Origin of the sequence: Streptomyces sirii (assembly GCF_045690365.1) — a bacterium.
Classification (GTDB): Bacteria; Actinomycetota; Actinomycetes; order Streptomycetales; family Streptomycetaceae; genus Streptomyces; species Streptomyces sirii.
Map to the genome: position 1 here is coordinate 8,459,964 of NZ_CP147982.1, position 19,479 is coordinate 8,479,442.

General features: G+C 70.7%; 17 protein-coding genes and 1 pseudogene. 7 read left to right on the forward strand and 11 right to left on the reverse strand.

Features of this window, described 5'->3' with window-relative positions; translation table 11 throughout:
- Nucleotides 1–12 precede the first annotated feature (12 nt).
- Nucleotides 13–2,052: a M3 family metallopeptidase gene (locus WAB15_RS37660; protein WP_407289067.1), complete on the reverse strand. Its 2,040-nt coding sequence runs from the start codon at nucleotides 2,050–2,052 to the stop codon at nucleotides 13–15.
- 149 nt (nucleotides 2,053–2,201) lie between these two features.
- Between WAB15_RS37660 and WAB15_RS37665 the strand changes: the two genes are divergently transcribed.
- Together WAB15_RS37665 and WAB15_RS37670 are read left to right on the forward strand one after the other, a co-directional pair.
- The gene (locus WAB15_RS37665) at nucleotides 2,202–2,636 is read left to right on the forward strand and encodes a CBS domain-containing protein (RefSeq protein WP_399148439.1); all 435 of its coding nucleotides are present in this window, start codon (nucleotides 2,202–2,204) and stop codon (nucleotides 2,634–2,636) included.
- A gap of 179 nt (nucleotides 2,637–2,815) precedes the next feature.
- Complete coding sequence (locus tag WAB15_RS37670) at nucleotides 2,816–3,328, forward strand: hypothetical protein (RefSeq protein WP_407289068.1); 513 nt, start codon at nucleotides 2,816–2,818, stop codon at nucleotides 3,326–3,328.
- 203 nt (nucleotides 3,329–3,531) lie between these two features.
- On the opposite strand, the gene WAB15_RS37675 is transcribed toward WAB15_RS37670, so the two are convergent.
- Together WAB15_RS37675 and WAB15_RS37680 are read right to left on the reverse strand one after the other, a co-directional pair.
- Entirely contained in the window at nucleotides 3,532–4,221 is a 690-nt protein-coding gene (locus tag WAB15_RS37675) for a transglycosylase family protein (protein ID WP_399148441.1), read from the reverse strand.
- 750 nt (nucleotides 4,222–4,971) lie between these two features.
- A complete protein-coding gene (locus tag WAB15_RS37680; protein WP_407289069.1) occupies nucleotides 4,972–5,484 on the reverse strand; it encodes a mycothiol transferase in 513 nt (170 codons plus the stop codon).
- 271 nt (nucleotides 5,485–5,755) lie between these two features.
- Here WAB15_RS37680 and WAB15_RS37685 point away from each other — a divergent pair, with 271 nt between their 5' ends.
- Nucleotides 5,756–6,511, forward strand: a complete 756-nt coding sequence (locus WAB15_RS37685) for a L,D-transpeptidase family protein (protein ID WP_407289070.1) — start codon at nucleotides 5,756–5,758, stop codon at nucleotides 6,509–6,511.
- 139 nt (nucleotides 6,512–6,650) lie between these two features.
- On the opposite strand, the gene WAB15_RS37690 is transcribed toward WAB15_RS37685, so the two are convergent.
- Nucleotides 6,651–7,154 carry a hypothetical protein gene (locus WAB15_RS37690; protein ID WP_399148444.1) on the reverse strand — a complete coding sequence of 168 codons (504 nt, stop codon included), beginning with the start codon at nucleotides 7,152–7,154 and terminating at the stop codon, nucleotides 6,651–6,653.
- A 285-nt stretch (nucleotides 7,155–7,439) separates the two neighbouring features.
- Between WAB15_RS37690 and WAB15_RS37695 the strand changes: the two are divergent.
- Nucleotides 7,440–9,229, forward strand: a pseudogene (locus WAB15_RS37695) (Tn3 family transposase).
- Between the two features lie 19 nt (nucleotides 9,230–9,248).
- Here the strand turns inward: WAB15_RS37695 and WAB15_RS37700 are convergent.
- A complete protein-coding gene (locus WAB15_RS37700) occupies nucleotides 9,249–9,974 on the reverse strand; it encodes a dienelactone hydrolase family protein (protein WP_407289071.1) in 726 nt (241 codons plus the stop codon).
- A 117-nt stretch (nucleotides 9,975–10,091) separates the two neighbouring features.
- Between WAB15_RS37700 and WAB15_RS37705 the strand changes: the two genes are divergently transcribed.
- Nucleotides 10,092–10,682 (forward strand): hypothetical protein, encoded by a 591-nt coding sequence (locus WAB15_RS37705; RefSeq protein ID WP_407289072.1) that lies wholly within the window; start codon nucleotides 10,092–10,094, stop codon nucleotides 10,680–10,682.
- Between the two features lie 51 nt (nucleotides 10,683–10,733).
- Here WAB15_RS37705 and WAB15_RS37710 read toward each other — a convergent pair whose 3' ends face one another.
- The 3 genes from WAB15_RS37710 to WAB15_RS37720 form a co-directional block, all read right to left on the reverse strand.
- Nucleotides 10,734–13,043, reverse strand: coding sequence for a trehalose-6-phosphate synthase (locus tag WAB15_RS37710; RefSeq protein WP_407289073.1), 2,310 nt, complete (start codon nucleotides 13,041–13,043; stop codon nucleotides 10,734–10,736).
- Between the two features lie 152 nt (nucleotides 13,044–13,195).
- A complete protein-coding gene (locus WAB15_RS37715) occupies nucleotides 13,196–14,122 on the reverse strand; it encodes a carbohydrate kinase family protein (RefSeq protein ID WP_407289074.1) in 927 nt (308 codons plus the stop codon).
- A gap of 120 nt (nucleotides 14,123–14,242) precedes the next feature.
- A complete protein-coding gene (locus WAB15_RS37720) occupies nucleotides 14,243–15,145 on the reverse strand; it encodes a helix-turn-helix domain-containing protein (RefSeq protein WP_399148449.1) in 903 nt (300 codons plus the stop codon).
- A 157-nt stretch (nucleotides 15,146–15,302) separates the two neighbouring features.
- Between WAB15_RS37720 and WAB15_RS37725 the strand changes: the two genes are divergently transcribed.
- The gene (locus tag WAB15_RS37725) at nucleotides 15,303–15,674 is read left to right on the forward strand and encodes a cupin domain-containing protein (RefSeq protein WP_407289075.1); all 372 of its coding nucleotides are present in this window, start codon (nucleotides 15,303–15,305) and stop codon (nucleotides 15,672–15,674) included.
- A 140-nt stretch (nucleotides 15,675–15,814) separates the two neighbouring features.
- On the opposite strand, the gene WAB15_RS37730 is transcribed toward WAB15_RS37725, so the two are convergent.
- Nucleotides 15,815–16,495, reverse strand: a complete 681-nt coding sequence (locus tag WAB15_RS37730) for a hypothetical protein (protein WP_407289076.1) — start codon at nucleotides 16,493–16,495, stop codon at nucleotides 15,815–15,817.
- Nucleotides 16,496–16,826: 331 nt separating this feature from the next.
- A complete protein-coding gene (locus WAB15_RS37735; protein ID WP_399148452.1) occupies nucleotides 16,827–17,423 on the reverse strand; it encodes a TetR/AcrR family transcriptional regulator in 597 nt (198 codons plus the stop codon).
- A gap of 63 nt (nucleotides 17,424–17,486) precedes the next feature.
- Here WAB15_RS37735 and WAB15_RS37740 point away from each other — a divergent pair, with 63 nt between their 5' ends.
- Nucleotides 17,487–18,245, forward strand: coding sequence for an alpha/beta fold hydrolase (locus WAB15_RS37740; protein ID WP_407289077.1), 759 nt, complete (start codon nucleotides 17,487–17,489; stop codon nucleotides 18,243–18,245).
- 126 nt (nucleotides 18,246–18,371) lie between these two features.
- Here WAB15_RS37740 and WAB15_RS37745 read toward each other — a convergent pair whose 3' ends face one another.
- Complete coding sequence (locus WAB15_RS37745) at nucleotides 18,372–19,103, reverse strand: class I SAM-dependent methyltransferase (protein ID WP_407289078.1); 732 nt, start codon at nucleotides 19,101–19,103, stop codon at nucleotides 18,372–18,374.
- Nucleotides 19,104–19,479 lie beyond the last annotated feature (376 nt).

Sequence of the window (19,479 nt, forward strand, 5' to 3'; positions counted from 1 at the left end):
GCCGGAGCCCGCTCAGCCTTCTGCAACACGCTTGAGACCGTGCCGGGCCAGCAACGGCCCGATCTCCGGATCGTGTCCCACCACCGCGCGGAACGCCTCCATGGGATCGACGCTGCCGCCCTTGGCGAGGAGTTCCCGGCGGAAGATCTCACCGCTCTCGCGGACCGTCTTGCCGTTCTCGGTGAACCAGCGCACGGCATCGGCGTCCAGCACCTCCGCCCAGCGGTAGCCGTAGTACCCGGCCGCGTACCCGCTGCAGAAGATGTGGGCGAAGTAGCCGGTGCGATAGCGCGGCGGGATCGCGGCCACGGCGAGCCCCGCGCGCTCCAGCGCGGCCGCCTCGAACGCCTCCGCCTCGCCGTCGCCCGGCAGTCGGCCGTCGGCGGACAGGGTGTGCCAGGACCAGTCCAGCACCGCGGCGGCCTGGTGCTCCACCATCCGGAAGCCCGCGCCGAAGTTCTCCGCCTCGCGCAGACGGGCCGGCAGGTCGGCCGGCATCGGCTCTCCGGTGGCGTGGTGGCGGGCATAGTGGGCCAGCACCTCGGGCCGGTCCGCCCAGACCTCGTTGACCTGCGAGGGGAACTCCACGAAATCGCGCGGCACCTGCAGACCGGACAGCAGCGGATAGCGGACGTCGGAGAACAGGCCGTGCAGCGCATGCCCGAACTCGTGGAACAGCGTGGTGACTTCGCTCCAGGTCATGAGCACCGGCTCGCCCTCCGGGGGCTTGGCGATGTTCAGGTTGTTGACCACCACGGGCCGCTGGCCCAGCAGATGGGACTGGACCACCAGAGAGTCCATCCACGCGCCGCCCCGCTTGGACTCGCGGGCGTGGAAGTCGCCGATGTACAGCCCGAGCGGGCCGCCGTCGGCGTCGCGCACCTCGAAGACCCGGGCGTCCGGGTGGTACGCCACCAGGTCGGGGCGCTCGGTCAGGGTGATCCCGTAGACCAGCTCCGCGGCGTGGAAGACCCCGTCGCGCAGTACCCGCTCCAGCTCCAGATAGGGCCGCAGCGCGGTCGCGTCCAGGTCGAACCGCTCCTTGCGGACCCGCTCGGCGTAGTACTGCCAGTCGGCGGCGCCGATCTCCGCGACACCGGCGGCCTCGGCCAGGGCGGCGCGCTCGCGCTCGGCGCTGGCGACGGCGGGGGCGGCCAACCGGTCGAACATGTCCTCGACGGCGTCGGTGGTGCCGGCGGTCCGGTCGGCGAGCTCCCAGGCCGCGTGGTTGCGGAAGCCGAGCAGGGCGGCGCGCTCGGCGCGCAGCCGGGCCAGCGCGACGGCGATCGGGCCGTTGCGCTCGCCGCCGCGGCGCAGTGAGGCGTCGAGCAGGCGCGCACGCAGTTCGGGGCGCTCGAGCGCGGCGAGCTCGGTCTGGTTCGAGAAGTTCTTCAGGCTGAGCACGAACTTGCCCTCGTGCCCCAGCGCATGGGCGTTCTCGGCCGCCGCGGCGATCTGGTCCGGCGGTAGACCGGCCAACTCCTCTGCGTGGTCCAGCACCAGCGCGGCGCGGGCGGTGTCCTCGCGCAGATTCCGGCGGAACTCGATGCTCCGGGTGGCGATCTCGGTGTTCAGCTCGCGCAGCCGCCGCTGCTGCTCCGGTGCGAGGCGTGCGCCGGCCCGCACCCGGCGTGAGTGGTGGCGCTCCAGCAGCCGCAGCCGCTCCGCGTCCAGCCCGAGGTGCTCGCGCTGCTCGAAGACCGCGTCCAGCCGGGCGAACAGAGCGGAGTCGAGCAGCAGCGCATCGTCGTGGGCGGCCAGCCGGGGCGCGATCTCGGCCTCCAGGGCTTGGATCTCCTCGTCGGTGTCCGCCGCGGCTTTGGTGGCGAACGCCCGCCGGACCCGGCCCAGGAGCGCACCGCTGCGCTCGATCGCCTCCACGGTGTTCTCGAAGGTCGCCGGGACGGCGCGGCTCCCGATCGCCGCCACCTCCGCCAACTGGTCGGCCATTCCGCGGGTGAAGGCCGGCAGATAGTGCTCGTGCCGGATGCGCGCGAAGGGCGGCAGCTCGTAGGGCAGGTCACTCGGTTCGAAGAAAGGGTTCGTCGGCATCACGGGCGTCGACCCTATGCCCGGGGGCGGCGCCCGGTCCGGCAGTCGCCGAATACGGTCCGCCGGGCCCTTCCCCGGGAAGCGTCGTTGGGCCATTCGTGGTGTCATCGAAGGCGAGGCAAGCAACGCTCCTTGAGACAGGAGGAACCATGGCCGGCAAACTGCGAGCCCGAGACATCATGACCGGCGGCGTGCGCTGCGTGGGTGCGCATGAGTCGCTCTACGACGCGTCCAAGATGATGCGCGATCTCGACGTCGGATGCCTGCCCATCTGCGGTGACAACAACAAGCTCATGGGCATGATCACCGACCGCGACATCGTCGTCACCTGTTGTGCGGAAGGAGTGGACCCGGCGTCCGTGCAGGCCGGCACCCTGGGTGGGGAGCTGCACTGGATCGACGCCGACGCGGACGCCACCAAGGCCTTGGAGACCATGGAGAACAACCACGTCAAGCGCCTGCCGGTGATCGACGTCAAGGGCGGCCACCGCCTGGTCGGAATGATCACCGAGGCCAACGTCGCCAAGAACCTCAACGACAAGCAGATCGCGGAGTTCGCGACCCGCGTGTACGCGACCGCCTGACGATCGCCCCTCCTGCACACCCCGGCGCACCGGTGCGCTGGAGCCGGGAAGGCTCCAGCCCGGCGCGCCGTCCGGGCGCGGGGGACCGCCTGACCGACGGCCGGCTGACGGCAGGTAACCTGCATCGGTCAACAACGCGTTGACGTCGTTCGTGCAGTCAACCATGGGGGACCTCAGTCGTGTCCGCACCGCCGCCGCCCTACCAGAACCAGCCGCCGCAGCAGCCCTACGGCTATCAGCAGCAGCCGTACGGGCAGCAGCCGCAGCAGTACGCGTATCCGCAGCAGCCGGGCGGGCCGCAGCGGCCGCAGCAGCGGCAGGCGAGCCCGCTGCGGGGACTGATCACCGCCGTCATCGTGCTGGCGGTCTTCGGCGGCGGCGCCTGGTACGTGTGGAACTACAACACCGACCCCAACGGTGGCAAGGCCAAGGCGGAGGCCTCGGCGTCCGCGCGGGCCGAGGAGAACAAGAAGTACTCCCCGCAGACCGGTGACTGCATCGACATGCAGGGCACCGCCGACGCTCCGCGGCCGCTGGTCGTCGACTGCGGCTCCTCCCAGGCCGAGTACAAGACCGGCGACCGGCTGGACGGCTCCGGCCAGAAGTGCGGGCCGCAGTACGACACCAGCATCGTGTACACGGGCGCGCGCTTCCGCAGCGGCAACTACACGCTCTGCTTCACCAAGGTCTGACGCCCCGTCCGGCCCTGCATCCGCACCGGGTCCGCTCGCGCGGGCAGGCCGTCCGCGGCGCCACGGACGGCCTGCAACCCACCGCTGGGGAATACCCGGGTATTCCGTAACGGGTTTTGGATCGGGTCTCGAAACGGGGTTTCGAGACGGTTCTACGGTGCGCTCAGTTTGTGTCCGCTGCCCGCTTCCCGCTCAATCGGCGCTCAGTGGGAGCGGTTTCGCGGCACGGCCAGTCGGGTGCCGGGGTAAATGAGGTCCGGATTCGCACCGATCGCCTTGCGGTTCAACCGGTGGAATTCCTGCCAGCGGCACCCGAATTCCTGCGCGATACCGCTCAGCGTGTCCCCGGTGTTGACGACGACGGTGGTGCCGCTGCGATGCGGACGCGGCTTGTACCGCTTCTCGTGGAACTGCGGGTGCGGCAGCCGCTGGCGAGCCGGCGGCTGGGCCCGGTGCCGCGGTGCGGGGCGCGGGGTGGTGACCCGTGGGGCGGTGTGCCGCGAGGCCGAGTTGAGCCCGAGTCGGGCCGAGCAGGCGGGCCACGCACCCCATCCCTGTCGGGCCAGCACCCGCTCCGCCACGTTGATCTGCTGTGCCCGGGACGCCTGCGACGCCCGTGTCCCGTACGCCCCGCCGCCGAACGAGCGCCAGGTGGAGTGGGCGAGCTGCAGCCCTCCGGAGAACCCGTTCCCGGTATCGATACGCCAGTTGCCTCCGCTCTCGCACCCGGCCAGGCGGTCCCACGTCCCGCCTGCCACCGCCTGAGCCGGCTGCTCGGCCGCCACGTTCAGCGCGCCGGCCGCCAGCAGTACGGCTGCCGCCGTGATGCCTCGGACCCCGTAGCCCCGGAATTCGTTCCGGGCGGTCGATTCCGATACCTGCGGAAATTCCATGCGTTTGCTCCCGTCGCTTGCCGCGCAGTTCCCTGGCGGCCATTCAGGAAACGTGACGCCTTGGCGGAAATCGCGTTCGAGCGGGGCCCGACCGCGATTTCCGTGCGGCGCCATGAATTCGACGGGGATGAGACAACCACGCACAGAGTTCGCATCGGCAGAGCGCGCGGTAGCGCCGTCGCCGCTCGGTCTGCCCCCTTGCCTCCGGAGCACGGGCATGCCTGCCCACGGCGCACCCGCTCTGACGGGCAGGGGCGCACCCCTCATGCCGTAGGCGCATGCCCCACGGGGTCCGGGGGATCGTTCACCCGCTGCGGGGGTGTCCGCCGAGCGCATCCGAGGCACTTGGTGCATGCGCTGCGCAGGTCCGCACGCACCGCGCACGGACCGCCGGGCGGTGCAACGGCTCGTCCCGCCCCGGCTCCGCGGTGCAACAACCCGTCCTGTCACGGCAGTTCGGAGCGGCCTTGGTCGGGACGCAAGGGACGGAGGGGGCGGAGCGAGGCCCGCGCCGCCGGCCACGGAGGGTGCGGTACCCGCCCCGGACGCCCCGTGAGGTCGCCGCCCAGCGCGAACCGCCCCTCGGGGCACTCATGGCCCTGGCCTCCGCACCCTCGACAAGTGGGACAGCGCGCTCTACCGGTGGCGCTTCGAGGCCGGCGCCGGCGATGGGCTCGTCGCCCGCCCGCTGGCCGTGCACCACGCCGCGGTCGGCCGCACCACCGACGCCCGGCCGTGGCGCCCGACCGTTCAGCGACCGAGCAGCCCGCGTACGTACGCCGCCTGGCCGGCGTGCTGCAGATCGTCGGCGATGACGCTCATGAGCCGGACGCCCAGCGTGACCGGCGGCGACCAGGCGCGGTCGACGACGCGCTTGAGGTCCTTGTCCTCGATCCCGGCGAGGTACTGCACCGTGTTGTCGTGGACCGCCTCGTGGTAATCGGTCAGCAGCTGCGCGCTGAGGTCCTGTACCGCCGCCACCTCCTTGCGGGAGTGGCCGTATCCGGTGTCGTCGGCCGTGAACGGCAGCCCGAAGCGCCCGTACCAGTCGTCCGAGATCCAGATCTGCTCCGCCTCGGCCGCTCCGGCCACATGATCGTCCTGGATCCTGGTCAGATGCCAGACCAGCCACCCGATGGAATTGGCGGCGTCGTCGGGCCGCTCGGCGAGCTCCTCGGGGCTGAGCCCACTGACCACCTCCTCGACGACCTCCCGGATACGGCCGAAGGCATCGACGAGCAGGTCTGCACTGGCGGCGGTCATACAGGCTCCATTGCGACGACGGGCGGAGGGCGTCAGCCCCGGCGGCGGGCCCATGGTCGCAAGGGAAGCGAAGGAATGGTGGGAGGCTGATCCGTCGGCGTTCGCGTCCGGGGCGGCGTCGCCGCCGGGGCACGGATGAGCACGGGGGCCGGACCAGGCGCCGGGGTGAGGAGTGGGCGGCGGCACACCGGCTGACCGGATATGACGTACGCAGTTATTTCGGGTCGGTCACGTCTGCAACCGACAGGTCGGGCGAACAGTCCTACCCGGCATGAAACCACGACTGAACCTGCGACGGCGGGTGAGCCTCGGCAGACCGCGGCGCTCCGGCTCCGGCCGCCGGGTGGGCGCGGCGCTCGCCCTCACCGCGCTGACCCTGCCGCTGACGGCGGCCCTCGGGCCCACCGCCCAGGCCGCCACCGCCGCGTCCGCCTGCACCGCGAGCCGCGGCCCCTACCAGAAGCAGGCCGAGAAGTTCCTCGGCCTCCGGGTCGACGGCCGGCAGTCGGCCTCCGACTGCCGGGCGATCCGCGCCTTCCAGACCAGTCACGGCATCACCCCGAACATCGGCTACGCCGGTCCCGTCACCTGGGGCGTGATGAGCCTGGTCGCACAGCAGAAGGCAGCCGGCCACAATCCGAACAAAGCCGGCAAATGCCCCACCAGCCGGGGGCGAATAGCCTGCGTCGACCTGACCCGCCAGCTCAGCTGGATACAGGACGGATCGCGGCTGGTGTTCGGGCCGGTGCCGATCCGCAGCGGCCGCGACGGCTACGAGACCCGCCCCGGCGCCAAGAAGATCTACTGGCGCAACCTGCACCATGTGTCGACGCTGTACGACGTCCCCATGCCCTACAGCCAGTTCTTCGACGGCGGTCAGGCCTTCCACTCCATCAGCGGCAGTGTCTGGTCGGCCCCCGGCTCGCACGGCTGCGTCAACATGCGCGACGGCGACGCGAAGAAGTACTGGTCCCTGCTGAAGACCGGCGACGACGTCTACGTCTACGGCCGCAAGTCCGGTACCTGATCACCGGCGCGCACGCCCCGCGGGCGCGGGCGACCGTGGAGAACGAGCAAGGGGCGCTGGTCCAGCAGCCGGATGGCCGGCTCCGGCGCCCCACACCGCCCGTTCCCTCGTGCCGCCCGCTTTCTCGGCTCGGGCGGCGTCAGCGGCCCAGGATGTTGTACAGCGCCATCGGCGTCACATACCCGGGCCAGCGCCCGTCGACGAACAGATGCACGCCGGCGTCCAGATAGCACTGGTCGACGAGCTGGGAGCAGATCATGTGCCGGGTGCTGGCGATATAGCGCCGCAGCCCCGGAACGGGCATCCGCAACCGGTGCGTGGCGATCGCGAGATAGTCGAGGAAGCTGTACGGCACCCCGACGTAGCGGGAGGCCGCCGCGCAGATTCCGGCGCGCTGCTGCTCCGTGAGCCCCTCCGGGTACACGTAGAGCACATCGGCGTCGGCGTAGTCCGTGAGCGGCCGGATGCGGGACCCGCCGGGCTGGGCTTCCAGCAGCCGCTCGTCGGGCAGGACCAGGAAGGCGTGCTGGTAGTCGGCGAAACCGTCGCCGTTGATCCACTGCCCGAAGCGGATCAACCGGCCGGTGACGCCGGAGATTTGGGTGAGTCCGATGTCGCCGGGCTGGGGATGGGTGTGCCTCATGAGCGGCTCCCGGGAGCGCAAGAATGCGGATTCCCCAGGGTGATACCCGCTGTTCGGGCGCGCGCACCGCACACTTCGGCGCGCGGCGGGGGAGTGGTTCAGCGCAGGGTTCCCGTGCGTGGGTCCTGTGCATGGGTCCTGTGCATGGCTTCACGGCCTCGGGGAACATCGGTACAGCGGTTGGCGCTGAGATTGATCATGGTCGGCTAGTGCACCGGCTGGGGGCTCCGCTGGGGTTCGCGGAAAGATCGCCGCGCGGCTGCCGGGGCTGGCTACGGTCCGCTCGTGCCGGTGGAGATTCTGACTGATGATCAGGCCGAGGCGTACGGGAAGTTCGCCGAGGAGCCGACCCGCCCCGAGCTGGAGCGGTTCTTCTTCCTGGACGACGTCGACCGCGATCTGATCGCGCTGCGACGCTCCACGCACCACCAGCTCGGCTTCGCGCTCCAGATGTGCACAGTGCGCTACATCGGCCGGTTCCTCCCGGACGACCCGCTCGACGCACCGTGGCCGGTGATCGAGCGCCTGGCCGGGCAACTCGGTATCGAGGACGCCTCGGTGGTGAAGTGGAGCTGGTCGAGGAGCAGGAAGCGGACCTGGACGTGGCCGCGCTGTGGGCGGCGGTGGAAGAGGTCGCCCGCGCGCCGGGCCGCGCTCGCGAACCGGTACGCCACGGTGCGCCCGTTCCTGTCGCTGCTGGGCGAGTCGAAGGCGCTGGACGCGGCGAGCTCCGGGAAGCGGGTCCTGGCCGGGGTGCGCGGCCTTCCGGCGCTGGCGCGGCGGAAGGTGGGGGTCAAGCCGCTGCTGCCGCGCGAGGTGGACGACAAGCTCGTGCCGCCCGCGTGGCGCAAGGCGGTGTACGCCCACTCCGATCTGCCGCAGGGCGCGGTGGACCGGGACGCGTACGTGGTGTGCGTGCTGGAGCAGCTGCACCGGGCCTTGAACAAACCGCGACGTGTTCGCCGCTCCGACGCACCGCTGGTCCAACCCGCGCGCCCGTCTGCTGGACGGGCCCGACTGGGATGCGGTCGAGGAGGACGTGCTGGCCGGGCTGAGCCTGGACATGCCCGTCACCGAACACCTGGCGGAGCTGGTGCGGGGCCTGGGCGCCGGATGGAAGCAGCTCGCCGAGCGTCTGGAAGAGGCGGGGCCGGCGGCGAAGGTCTCCATCGAGGTGCAGGACGACGGGCGGGTGAAGCTGAACGTCGACAAGCTCGGCGCGCTCGGCGAGCCGAAGTCCCTGACCTGGCTGCGCAAGCGGGTCGAGAGGATGCTCCCGAAGATCGACCTGCCGGACCTGCTGTTCGAGGTGAACGCCTGGACCGGGTTCCTCGACGCCTTCGTGCACCTCGGCGACGGCACCACTCGGATGAAGGACCTGCCCACCTCGGTGGTCGCGCTGCTGGTGTCGGAGGCGTGCAACATCGGCCTGGCCCCGGTGGTCAACCCCGGCTACGAGGCCCTGACCCGGTCCCGGCTCGTGCACGTCGACCAGTATTACCTGCGCGCCGACACCATCGCCGCGGCGAACGCCGCGCTGATCGCCGCCCAGGCCGAGGTGCCCATCGTGAAGTTCTGGGGCGACGGGCTGCTCGCCTCGGTGGACGGGGCACTCCGCGCGACTCCCTGCACATCCTGGACGCGCTGCTGAACCTGGACGGCGGCGTGAAGCCGGAGATGGTGGCCACCGACAACGCCTCGTACTCCGACATGGTGTTCGGCCTGTTCAAGATCCTCGGCTACAACTTCAGCCCCAGGTTCCGCGACTTGGACGACCAGCGGTTCTGGCGGGCCACGGGATGGAGGACCAGCTCGGCGCGCTCGGCCTGGTCCTCAACGCCATCGTGCTGTGGACCACGAAGTACATCGACGCCGCCGTCGCCCAGCTTCACGCCGAAGGCCGCGAGATCCGAGACGAGGACATCGCCCGCCTGTCGCCGCTCAAGCACCGCAACCTGAACCTGCTCGGCCGCTACAGCTTCACCGCCTCCACCCCGGCCGTCGGCGCCCTGCGCCCGCTGCGCGACCCGGGCGCCCCAGAACTGGACGAAGACGACGACGGCGGGCAGGAGTGAGTATCAGGAGCCGATCGGATCAATCCGTGACGGGCAGGCACTCGGCGAGCAGGGCGACGATGTCACGCCAGGCTCGCTGTGCGTGCCGTGGGTGGTAGCCGACGCCGGGAGGCACGGTGTGGTCGACCGGTGGGTGGTGGAAGGCGTGAAGGGCTCCTCCGTAGACCACGAGGCGCCAGTCGACGCCCGCGGCCTGCATCTCTGCGGTGAACGCCTCCCGTTGGGCGGGCGGCATGATTGGGTCTTCCGACCCGACCCCGGCCCATACCGGGCAGCGAATGCGTGCCGCCTCGCCCGGTCGGCCCGTGGTCAGTGCGTTGACTGTCCCAATCGCGCGCAGGTCGACGCCATCGCGACCGAGTTCCAGTGCGACTGCGCCCCCGGTGCCGTAGCCGACGGCGGCGGTCCGGTCTGGGTCGGCCCGTGATTCGGCACGCAACACGTTGAGCGCGGCGTGACCGATTCCTCGCATGCGGTCGGGATCGGCGAGCAGCGGCATGCAACGGGCCAACATTTCCTCTGGGTCTTCCAAATAGCGTCCGCCGTGGAGGTCGAAGGCCAGCGCCACGTACCCCAGCTCGGCCAGAGCCTCGGCCCGCCGGCGCTCGACATCGCTGAGCCCCATCCCCTCGGGTCCGATCAGGACTGCGGGCCGGCTCTCGGCACCGGCCGGGAGCGCGAGGTATCCGATCATCGTCAGGTTGTCGGCCGGGTATTCGACCGTACGGGTTGTTACCGTCGTCATGCGACTGGACGGTAATGACCGTTGCGCCCGCTCGGGGTGGTGTTCACCGATGGCAGACAGCAGCCTGTCCCGACTACATCACCCGGACGCGTCGTCCGCCTGTCGTCAAACGATCGAATGACGACAGGGGCGGCGTGCACCGGCGAGCTGCTGTCCACCGTGAAGTTCATGGTGCAGACCCTCGCCGCCGCCGGCGAACTCCAGCGCGAGCTGACGTACGACGGGCTGCGGGCCGCCGAAGCCAAGGGCAACAAGGGCGGACGCCGCCCCGTCCTCGCGGGCGACACGGTCACCGACGTACGGGCCGCCTACCTGGAGGGCCAGTCCATCACCGCGCTGGGCCGCGAGTACAGCGTCAGCCGCGGGGCCATCCGTACCGCCGTCGCCGACCTCCTGCCCGAGCACGTCGCCGCCGCCGAACCCGTCCCGGCCCCGGAGTTGCCGGTCACCCTCGACATGCCGGGCAAGGTCGCCGACTTCCTCCGCACCACCGAGTTGGAGCCTGCCCAGCAGGCCGCGCTCGACCAGGGGGCGACCGTACGGCACGGCCAGGGCTACACCCTGCGCGTGACCGCCGTCCTCGCGGTGCACCACCAGCTCCTCGCCCGCTGCCAGCCGCTCGACGGCGCCCAGGGCGTCCCTGCGGTCCCGGCACAGCGCAAGGCCCGCCGTGAGTACGAGAACCGGGTCAGCGCACTCACAGGCTGACCATGATCGTTCTCGGCGCCAACCGCTGTACCGATGTTCCCCAAGGCCGGTTCAGCGCGTGAAGGCCTCTTCGGTGGTCGCCGTGCTCGGCCCGCTGGCCGTGCTCTCCTCGCTCGCCCCGCCCGTCGTCTTCATCGTCTCCCTCGGTGGTCGTGGAATGGCGCCGATGATCTGGAGGGCCCAGCGGGTGGGTGTCTGATCGTCGAGGAGGGCGGCGAGTCGGGTGATGTGGGCCAGGCGCTCCGAAGGTGTCATGGTCAGCGCGCGATGCAGGGTGTCGACGAGGTCCTGGGGGGAGCGCGGGTCGGTGAGCAGGGCGGCGGCGCCCAGTTGGGAGGCCGCTCCGGTGTGGCGGGAGAGGAGGAGCACCCCGGACCGGCCGGTCGCGGCATGGCTGGCGATGAACTCCTTGGCGGTCAGGTTCATACCGTCCTGCAGGGACGTCACCCAGAACACATCCGCTGCCAGGTAGTGGTCGACCACCTCACCGAAGGACAGGGCGCGCGGGACGTAGTCGACGGGTTCCCAACCACCGGTGCACCAGCGGTCGTTGAGGTCGGCGATGGCGCGCTCCAGGGCGGCGCGGGTGCCGTCGTGCACCCGGATCCCCGGCTCGGGCGGCGGGCACACCAGGCGGAAGCGCAACTCGCCGCACAGTTCCGGGTGTTGGGCGAGCAGGGTCGCGATGGCGCGGACCTTTTCGAGGGGTGCCTTGGCGTAGTCCAGTCGCTCCACCGAAAGGATCAGGGCCGGCCCCGGCCGCCCCTGCCGCGCCGTCGGCACTTCGCGCGCACGGGCCAGCTCCTCGACGGCCCGCCGGTCGATGCCCAGAGGGTGGACGCCGGTACGCGGTGCCCTACGGGCCCCGGCCAGCACCTGCCGGAAGTGGGCGGCGAACTCGGCGGTGTGGAAGCCGGCCCAGTCCAGGCAGGCGAGGGAGTCGCGGAGCTGCTCGGCGGTGGGGATACGGGCGAACGCGTCGGGCGGCGGGAACGGCGTGTGATGGAACAGCCCCAGGTGCAGATCGGGCCGCGTCGCGCGCAGGATGCCGGGCACGAGCCAGAGGTTGTAGTCGTGCAGCCAGACCGTGGCGCCGCGCGCCGCATGGGCGCTCACATGGTCGGCGAAGCGCGCGTTGAACGCCTCGTAGTGCCGCCAGGCCGAGGCGCGGTAGCGCATCCGGTCGGGCTGGGACATCAGCGCGGGCCAGAGCGTCTCCTTGCACGCGCGATGGAAGTACTCCGTCCACTCGGCGGCGGCCACCGGCAGGAACGCCAGCGGCAGACCGGTCCGGTGCGGCAGGCCGGGACGGGTGGGCAGATCTGGACGGGTGGGCAGGCCGGAACGGGTGGGCAAGGCACCCCCACCCCTGCGAGGTCCAGCACCGCCGCCGTGCGCGCCACCGCCCGTACCCTGCGGGGCGTCGTCCTCGACCAGCGCCGTGGCCCACACGGCATCGGGACCGTCGGCGCTGAACAGGCCCCGCAACGTGGGCAGCACGCCGTTCGGGCTCAGCGGCCGCTGCCACTGCCCGTCGGCCCATCGCACCGGCGGACGGTGGTAGCCGACCACGAGGGGGCGAGCACGCTCGATCCAGCCCAGGCTCTCCAGCGCCGACAGGATGCCGGCCGCCCCCGGACGCTCCGGCCGGTGGACGTCGGCACGGTCGGGAATCCGCTCCCGAAGAGCCGCTTCCGCATTGCTCATCAGCACGCCCCGCGCGCCGAGCTGGAACAACGACAGGTCGTTGAGCGAGTCCCCGGCCACGAGGACCGAGTCCATCCGCCACCGCTGCCGACGGGCCAGCAGCGCCAGGGCGTTGCCCTTGCTCGCCCGGGCCGGCAGGACGTCGAAGTAGCGGTCCGCCGAGTACGTCCATCCGCAGCCCAGCTCCCGCACGGCGTCGGTGAGCGATTCGGAGAGCTGCTCGGGACGCAGGAAGAACGAGCAGCGGCCCTCCTGGACCACCCCGTCCTGATAGACGAGTTCGGGAAAGCGCGCCAACCGCTCCCGTACGCACCGCTGCCCCGGCCAGCCATGACGCAGCCGGTCCTGCAGCGGGCCGATGCCCGTGCGGTCGCTGCCGTCGATCACACTCGCGCCGACGTCCGCGATGATCCACCGGGGGGAGGGGACGAGCGGATCGCCGCGCAGGATCCCCTCGACGGACGGCAGCGAGCGGCCGGTCGCGAACACCACGGTCAGTTCCGGGTGCCGGTCGAGCGCCTGGCGCAGCCGCCGGCGGTCCGTGCGGTCGCCGCCGAGCAGCGTGCCGTCCAGATCGGTGACCAGCACCCGGTCACCGGCACCCCCGGCCGACGGCTCGCGCGAAGCCTGCTCGTCCGACACCAGCGCTGCCATGTTTCCCCCGTCGTCGTTGGGCGCGTCTGCGCGGTACGGGTCGGTACTCCGGCTGTGCGGGCCCGCACTCCGCCGAGCAGGTCTGCTCTCCGCGGCTCCGTACGGACCGTCGCTGCTGTACGGCCCGTGTGCGCCGTACGAGGACGGCTGCGCTACGTGGAGAGACGTGCCAGCCACCGCTCCAGCCCGGCCGCGTCCAGCGCGGCGCCCGAACCCGCCGCGGTGACGGACGCCGCCCCGCAGACGACACCGGCGGCCAGACACTCGCCGAGCGTCCCGCCGGCGAGGCGGCGATGGACGAAACCCACGTTGAAGCAGTCACCCGCGCCCGTGGTGTCCACCACGTCCACCGGCAGCGACGGCTGCGTGATCCGTACACCGTCCTCCGCGGCCACCGCGCCCCGGCTGTCCTGCTTGATCACCACGGTGCGCACCAACCCCGCGAGCACCTCCAGCGCCTCGTCGACGGACCCGGTCCCGGTCACCCGCAGCGCCTCCGCCGCGTTGGGCGCGAAGACGGCAACCTGCCCGAGCGCCTTGGCCACCTCGGGGACATCGACGCTGCCCGGGTAGTCCTGGCAGTCCATGAACACCTCCGCCCCCACGCGCGCGGCGGCGTCCAGCGCCTTGGACACCGCCGGTCCGTACTGCAGGAACGGCAGCATCACCAGCGCCGGCCGGTAGGTCTCGATCAGCTGCGCCAGCGGAGGGGCGACGACCGGTTCCTCGTACGAGACCATCGCCCGGTCACCGGGCCGGGACAACGCGGTCGTCACATTGGGCAGCGGTCGCGCATGGCGCCGAAAGCCCCGCTCGTCCAGCCCCTCGTCCCGCGCCGCCGCGAGCACCTCCAGGCTGAACGGGTCATTGCCGAAGTCCGCCGCCCATACGACCTCGCGGCCCAGCCGCCGTAACCCCATCGCCAGGGTGAACGCCCCGCCGGGCACCATGCTGAAGCCCTCGGCCCACACTTCCTTGCCGTACGCAACGGGTCCCGTCAGTCCCCGGTACACAAGATCGACCGAGTACGCCCCGGCCACCAGCACCCGGTCGCCGGCCACGTCCTGCCCATGCGTCATGGCGGGACTGTAGGCACAACACGCAGCGCATCGGGCCGATAACCCTGGGAGATGGCCGAAATGACGGCGCTTCAGCTCCCCGTAACGCCACGGTCGGCCAAAACACTCCTCCCGGCGCCCTCACGACGAGCCACTGCCTCGCGCGGCGGCGTAGCGGCCCGGCGTAGTGCCCACATGGCGCGTGAAGTGCCGGTTCAGATGAGCCTGGTCGTGGAACCCGACGGCCGACGCGACCTCGGCCGGCCGGCGGCCGTCGAGCAGGAGCCGACGGGCCCGGTCGATGCGTCTGCCGGTCAGGTAGGCGTGCGGCGGCAGCCCGTAGGTCTGCTTGAAGCAGCGGATGAGATGGGTGGGGTGGGCGTGCAGGACGGCGGCGGCCTCCTGCAGAGAGATGCCGGCGGGTATCCGGGAGTCCAGCAGCCCCCGCAGCTCGGCAGCCAGCCGGTTCGCCTCGCGGCCGGGCGTACGGGGCCGAAGCGCGTCGAGGCGGCCGGGTGGGTCGAGGTGAAGGTGCAGCCGTTCGCGGATGAATGCCAGCCGGGATGCGGCTTCGAACGCGGCGTCACCGCGGCTGCCTCCGGCTCCGGGCCGGCCCTCGGCCCCGTCGTCGGCTGCGTTACCGGCATCGCCGAGTGCGGTGTGCAACTGGTGGATCCGATGGCGCAGCAGCGCGTCGTGGAGGACCGGGCCGTCCACCGCACTGCCGGTCAAGTGCTCCGGCAGCACGGTCAAGTCCAGGTAGAGCACGCGCTTGCGGAAGCCCGTCGCGGTGACCGTCCTGCCGTCATGGGAGACGCCGGGAGGCAGCAGAACGACCTTGCCGGAACCGGTCGCCCCATGACGCTGCCGGTCGAGTGCGAAGTCGACCGATCCGTCATCGAGGATCATCAGGTCCCAGGTGTCGTGGGTGTGGGACGGATAGGCGTGATCGGTGAAGTGCGCATGGAGGACCTCGGAGATACCCGGTACCGACGGCCGCCAGGCGCTGATCGTCGTGGGAGGCGGGCCCGAAGCTGCTGTCATGCCAGGAACGTACAAGATCGCAAGGGCCCGGGCGCGGCAGGCTGGTGGCTCATGACGCTCGCTCACAGCGATGGCTCATGACAACGGCTCATGATCTCGCCCGGAGACGAATGTCCTCCGGATGCGCCGATCCACCCGCCCTGTGAAAGGACCTCAGATGTCGCAACCTCCCGCCCCGGTCGATCTGGCCGACAAGCTCGCGCAGTTCAGTGACCTCTGGTCACAGAAGAAGGTGGCCGATCTCAACGACTACGAGGTCAAACTCGCCAAGTTGAAGGGGGAGTTCGTCTGGCACACCCACGAGGACACCGATGAACTGTTCCTGGTCATCAGCGGTCGCCTCACCATCCAGCTCAGGGGCGGCGATGTGGTGCTCGGACCCGGTGAACTGTTCGTCGTTCCCCGTGGCGTCGAACACTGCCCACGCGCGGACGAGGAGACCGCCGTCCTGCTGCTCGAACCCGCCGGGACGCTCAACACCGGTGACGCGGGCGGTCCGCGGACCAAGGCGGCCGAATCCCTCGACTAGCGGGAGTCCTTCAGCGGGAGTCCTTCACGAGGAACCTCCCGGCCCCATGGGGTGGGCCGGGAGGTACCGGGCCGCCTGCTCGGCCGGTCCCGCTCTCACGTCTGCCGCGCCCCACCGTCAGGCGGTCGCAGCTGCCGTGATCAGCGCTTCACGACGAACGCCCGGCCCTGCTTCGCCTCGGCGGAGCAGGAAGCCTTCTCCGACTCGGTCATCTTGCGGGTCTTGACCGTCACCGCGTTGCTCTGCCCGTCCGTGCCGTTGGGCGCAGGACCGGTGACGGTGTCCGGCACGAACCAGAAGTAGTGCCCCCACTTGGGGCTGTCGTAGTGGGTCTGCCAGGTACCCGAGACGGTCTGCATGACCTGTGCCCGGGAGATCCAGCCCACCTCGCCCGGCTTCACCGTCATGTTCAGGGAGCTGTTCTCGGTGTGCGAGCTCGACCAGGTGTGACTGTACGTCGCGGTCACACTCAGGTCGATCAGACCGGCGATCTTCCCGCCGGCCGTGACCGAGACGCCGGCGCTGTCCGTCGAACCCACCGTGTCCGCCCAGCCCATCGACTGCGTGGCATCCGAAGTGCTGCAGTTGTAAAGGGAGTTGGAGACCTGCCGGAAGTCCCCGAGGTACGCCTTGCCGAGCGTCGGCTCGTTGAAGCTGCACTTCCCCTCGCCGGAGGCGCAGTCGGCTATGAGCTGCTCCCGGGCGGGGCCGTCGTCTGCCGCAGCGGGTACGGTCATCGCGGCGACCAGTCCCAGCGCGGCCGTGGGCAGTGCCATCAGCCGGCTTCCGTAGCGGATCGTTCTGCCGTTCCTCTTCGTCATCTTGGTGTTGCCTCTCGTGCTTCTCGCCTATTTCACACACGCCAGATGGAAGCGACAGTTCCGGAGAGAATGTGGCGCATGTCGCGTCCGCCGCTGTTGCGTTCGAGACTGGTGTGAAAATTGATTCAACTACACCAAGAGTTGGCAAAGTTGTAGTTGATGGTGAAACAGTCCCTTTAGGGGGAAACGAAACGGAGGCCGCGTCAGTTTTCGACGGGTCTCGCCGAGTTCTCGCACAGGTCCTCTTCAGGCCCACTTGGGGCCCTCCTTGGGCCCTCTTCAGGCTTCTCTCGGAGCCCTTCTCGCGGGAGCCTTCTCGTGGGAACCCTTCTCACCGCCGGGTAATGGACGCGCCGTTGAGGACGGTGCTCACGGCTCGCGAAACGAAGTCCTTCTCCACCGGGAGCTGTCGCAGTACGACGCGGAGCCAGGCGGCCCCGGCCAGCAGGTCCACCAGCAGCATGGGGTCGGCGTCCGCCGCGAGTTCACCGCGGGCCACGGCGCGGTCGAAGACGGGGCGCTCGCGGTCGATCCGATCGGCGAAGAAGTCGCGTACGTGACCTGCGAGTTCGGGGCTGTGGGTGACCGCACCCAGCGCGGAGACGGCGACGTCGGAGCCGGGTGGGGTGGTCAGCAAGGTCACCACCGTGCGCAGCAGCGCCTCCAGGTCGCCTTGGAGGCTGCCGGTGTCGGGGAGTTCGACGTCGAGCCGGCGGGCGCCCGTGAGTGCGGCGCCGAGGAGGGCTCCCTTGGACGGCCACCAGCGGTAGATCGTGGTCTTGTTGACCCCGGACCGCTGGGCGACTCCCTCGACGGTCAGGCCCTCGTAGCCCTTCTCCGCGAGCAGGTCCAGTGTGGCGTCGAAGATCTCCGGCGCCTTCCGGGGGCCGCCGCTGCGCCGCGTTCCGTCGTGTCGTTCCTCGCTCATGAGGAAAGGCTAGCATCAAAATACAACGCAACGTTGCGTTGCATTTGCGGTAGCGTACCGAGCATGGAGACCAAAGAAGCCGGACTGCCCGTCGTCTTCGTGCACGGCACACGCGTCAGCGGCACGATGTGGCAACCCGTTGTCCAAGCCATCGGAACCCGCCATCCCGTGGCGGTACCCGACCTACCGGGCCACGGGGTCAGGCGCGGCGAGCCGTTCACCCTGCCCGGGGCCGTGGCGGCAGTGGCCGAGGCGGTGGATCGACTCGGCGGCCGGGCCCTGGTCGCGGGACTGTCCCTGGGCGGTTACGTCGCGATCGCCACGGCTGCCGAACACCCGGACCGAGTGGCCGGCCTGATGGCGATGGGCTGTACGGCGCTGCCGCGCGGACCGCTCGGCGCCGTGTACCGGGGCGCGGCACGAGGGGCGGCCAGGTATCCGGAAGGAGCCAACCGCCTCAGCGCGTTCACCTTCCGTCACGCGCTGCCCGACCGTCTGGGGCGGGCCATGGCCGCAGGCGGCCTGAGCTGCGAGGTCGTGCCCGACGTCGTCGCAGCCGTCCGCACGCTGGACCCGCTCGCCGCGCTGTCGGCGTATCCGGGGCCGGTCTGGCTGTGGAACGGCGAACGCGACCACTTCCGCCGCGATGAACGCCGCTTCCTCCATGCCTGCCGCGACGGTCGCCTCATCGTCCGGCCGGGGTGCGGCCACCTCACACTCCTCGCGGACGCCACGGCGGTGGCCCGGCAGGTCATGGACGCGGCGGCGGTCGTTGCGGCTCGCACGGAGCTCACCGGTACGCCGTCAACGACTGGACGGTGACACGTCCGCCGGCCACCGGGCGATGACGTGCCTGCCGGCCACTGGACGGCGATGTGCCGGCCATCCAGTGGCCGGTGATGAACTCGTCCTCCAGTGGCCGGTGAGGTGCAGATGCCCCGTCCGGTCTCACCGGGCCCGGGTGGCCACCACCAACCGGCCCCGAGGGCTGCCATCGGGACGCAGGCCCAGCTCCGGCAGCGCGTGCAGCTCCACCTCGAAGCCGGTCCGGATCAGCTCCGCCCGTACGTCGGCCAGCCGGAACGCCCGGTAGTACATGACGAAGGGCGGCCGCCACAGCGCATTGCGGACCCGCATCGCCGTATCGAAGGCCAGGAGCGCCCAGTAGGCAGGCGACCCCGGGCGGGGCGGCGCGCCGATCGGGAAGACGAACCGGCCGCCGGGGCGCAGCACGGAGTGGACCTGCGCGAACAGCCCCGGCTGCTCCTCGGGCAGAAAATGCCCGAACGCGCCGAAGCTCACGACGAGATCGAAGACCGGGCCGAACGGAAGGGCCCGTGCATCCGCCCGTACCCAGTCGATGCGCGGTGCGGTCGTGGTCATCCGTTCACGGTCGCGGCCCACGGCGAGCATCCCCGCGCTGATGTCGACCCCCGTGACCCGCTCCCGGCACACCTGCCGCAGTACGCCCACCCCCGCACCCGTACCGCAGCACAGGTCGAGGCCGCTCTCGAACGGCCCCAGGTTCAGCAGCGCCTGTGACACGGGAGTCAGCACCGACTGCGGTGTCCGGAAGGGGGTGTGGTCGAATTTCGGAGCGAGCAGGTCATAGCCGTGCTCGACGGAGGACAGCGCCTGGACGGCGAGTTCACGGAACGTGGGGCCCTGGGGTGCGAACATCGCGCTCAGCATAGGCTCCTCGGCGGTCCGCGGCGCTGGGTGGCGCCGGATGGGGTTCGAAAAGCCTGTCGACTCGTCCGCGCCGAGTGCTACAGTGCGTTCAGAGCGCACTCGTGTTCGCCGTAATTCCGGCGCCGGTGCCCGGCTCACCTCCGCGTCGCATATGCCTCGCATCCGCATCCGTTCTTCTCTGTTCTGTTTGTCGCTGTTCGCGGTGCGTTCGCGACGGATGCGCATCGCCGATACGCCCTCGGTCTGTCTGTCTGCTGTCTGTCTGTCCAGACCGGCGACGGCGATCCGGCACCGGCTCTCTGCCCGGCACCCGCAGTTCTCACTTCTGCCGGGCAGCATCACCATCCCTCTCCGGCCGCGGGTT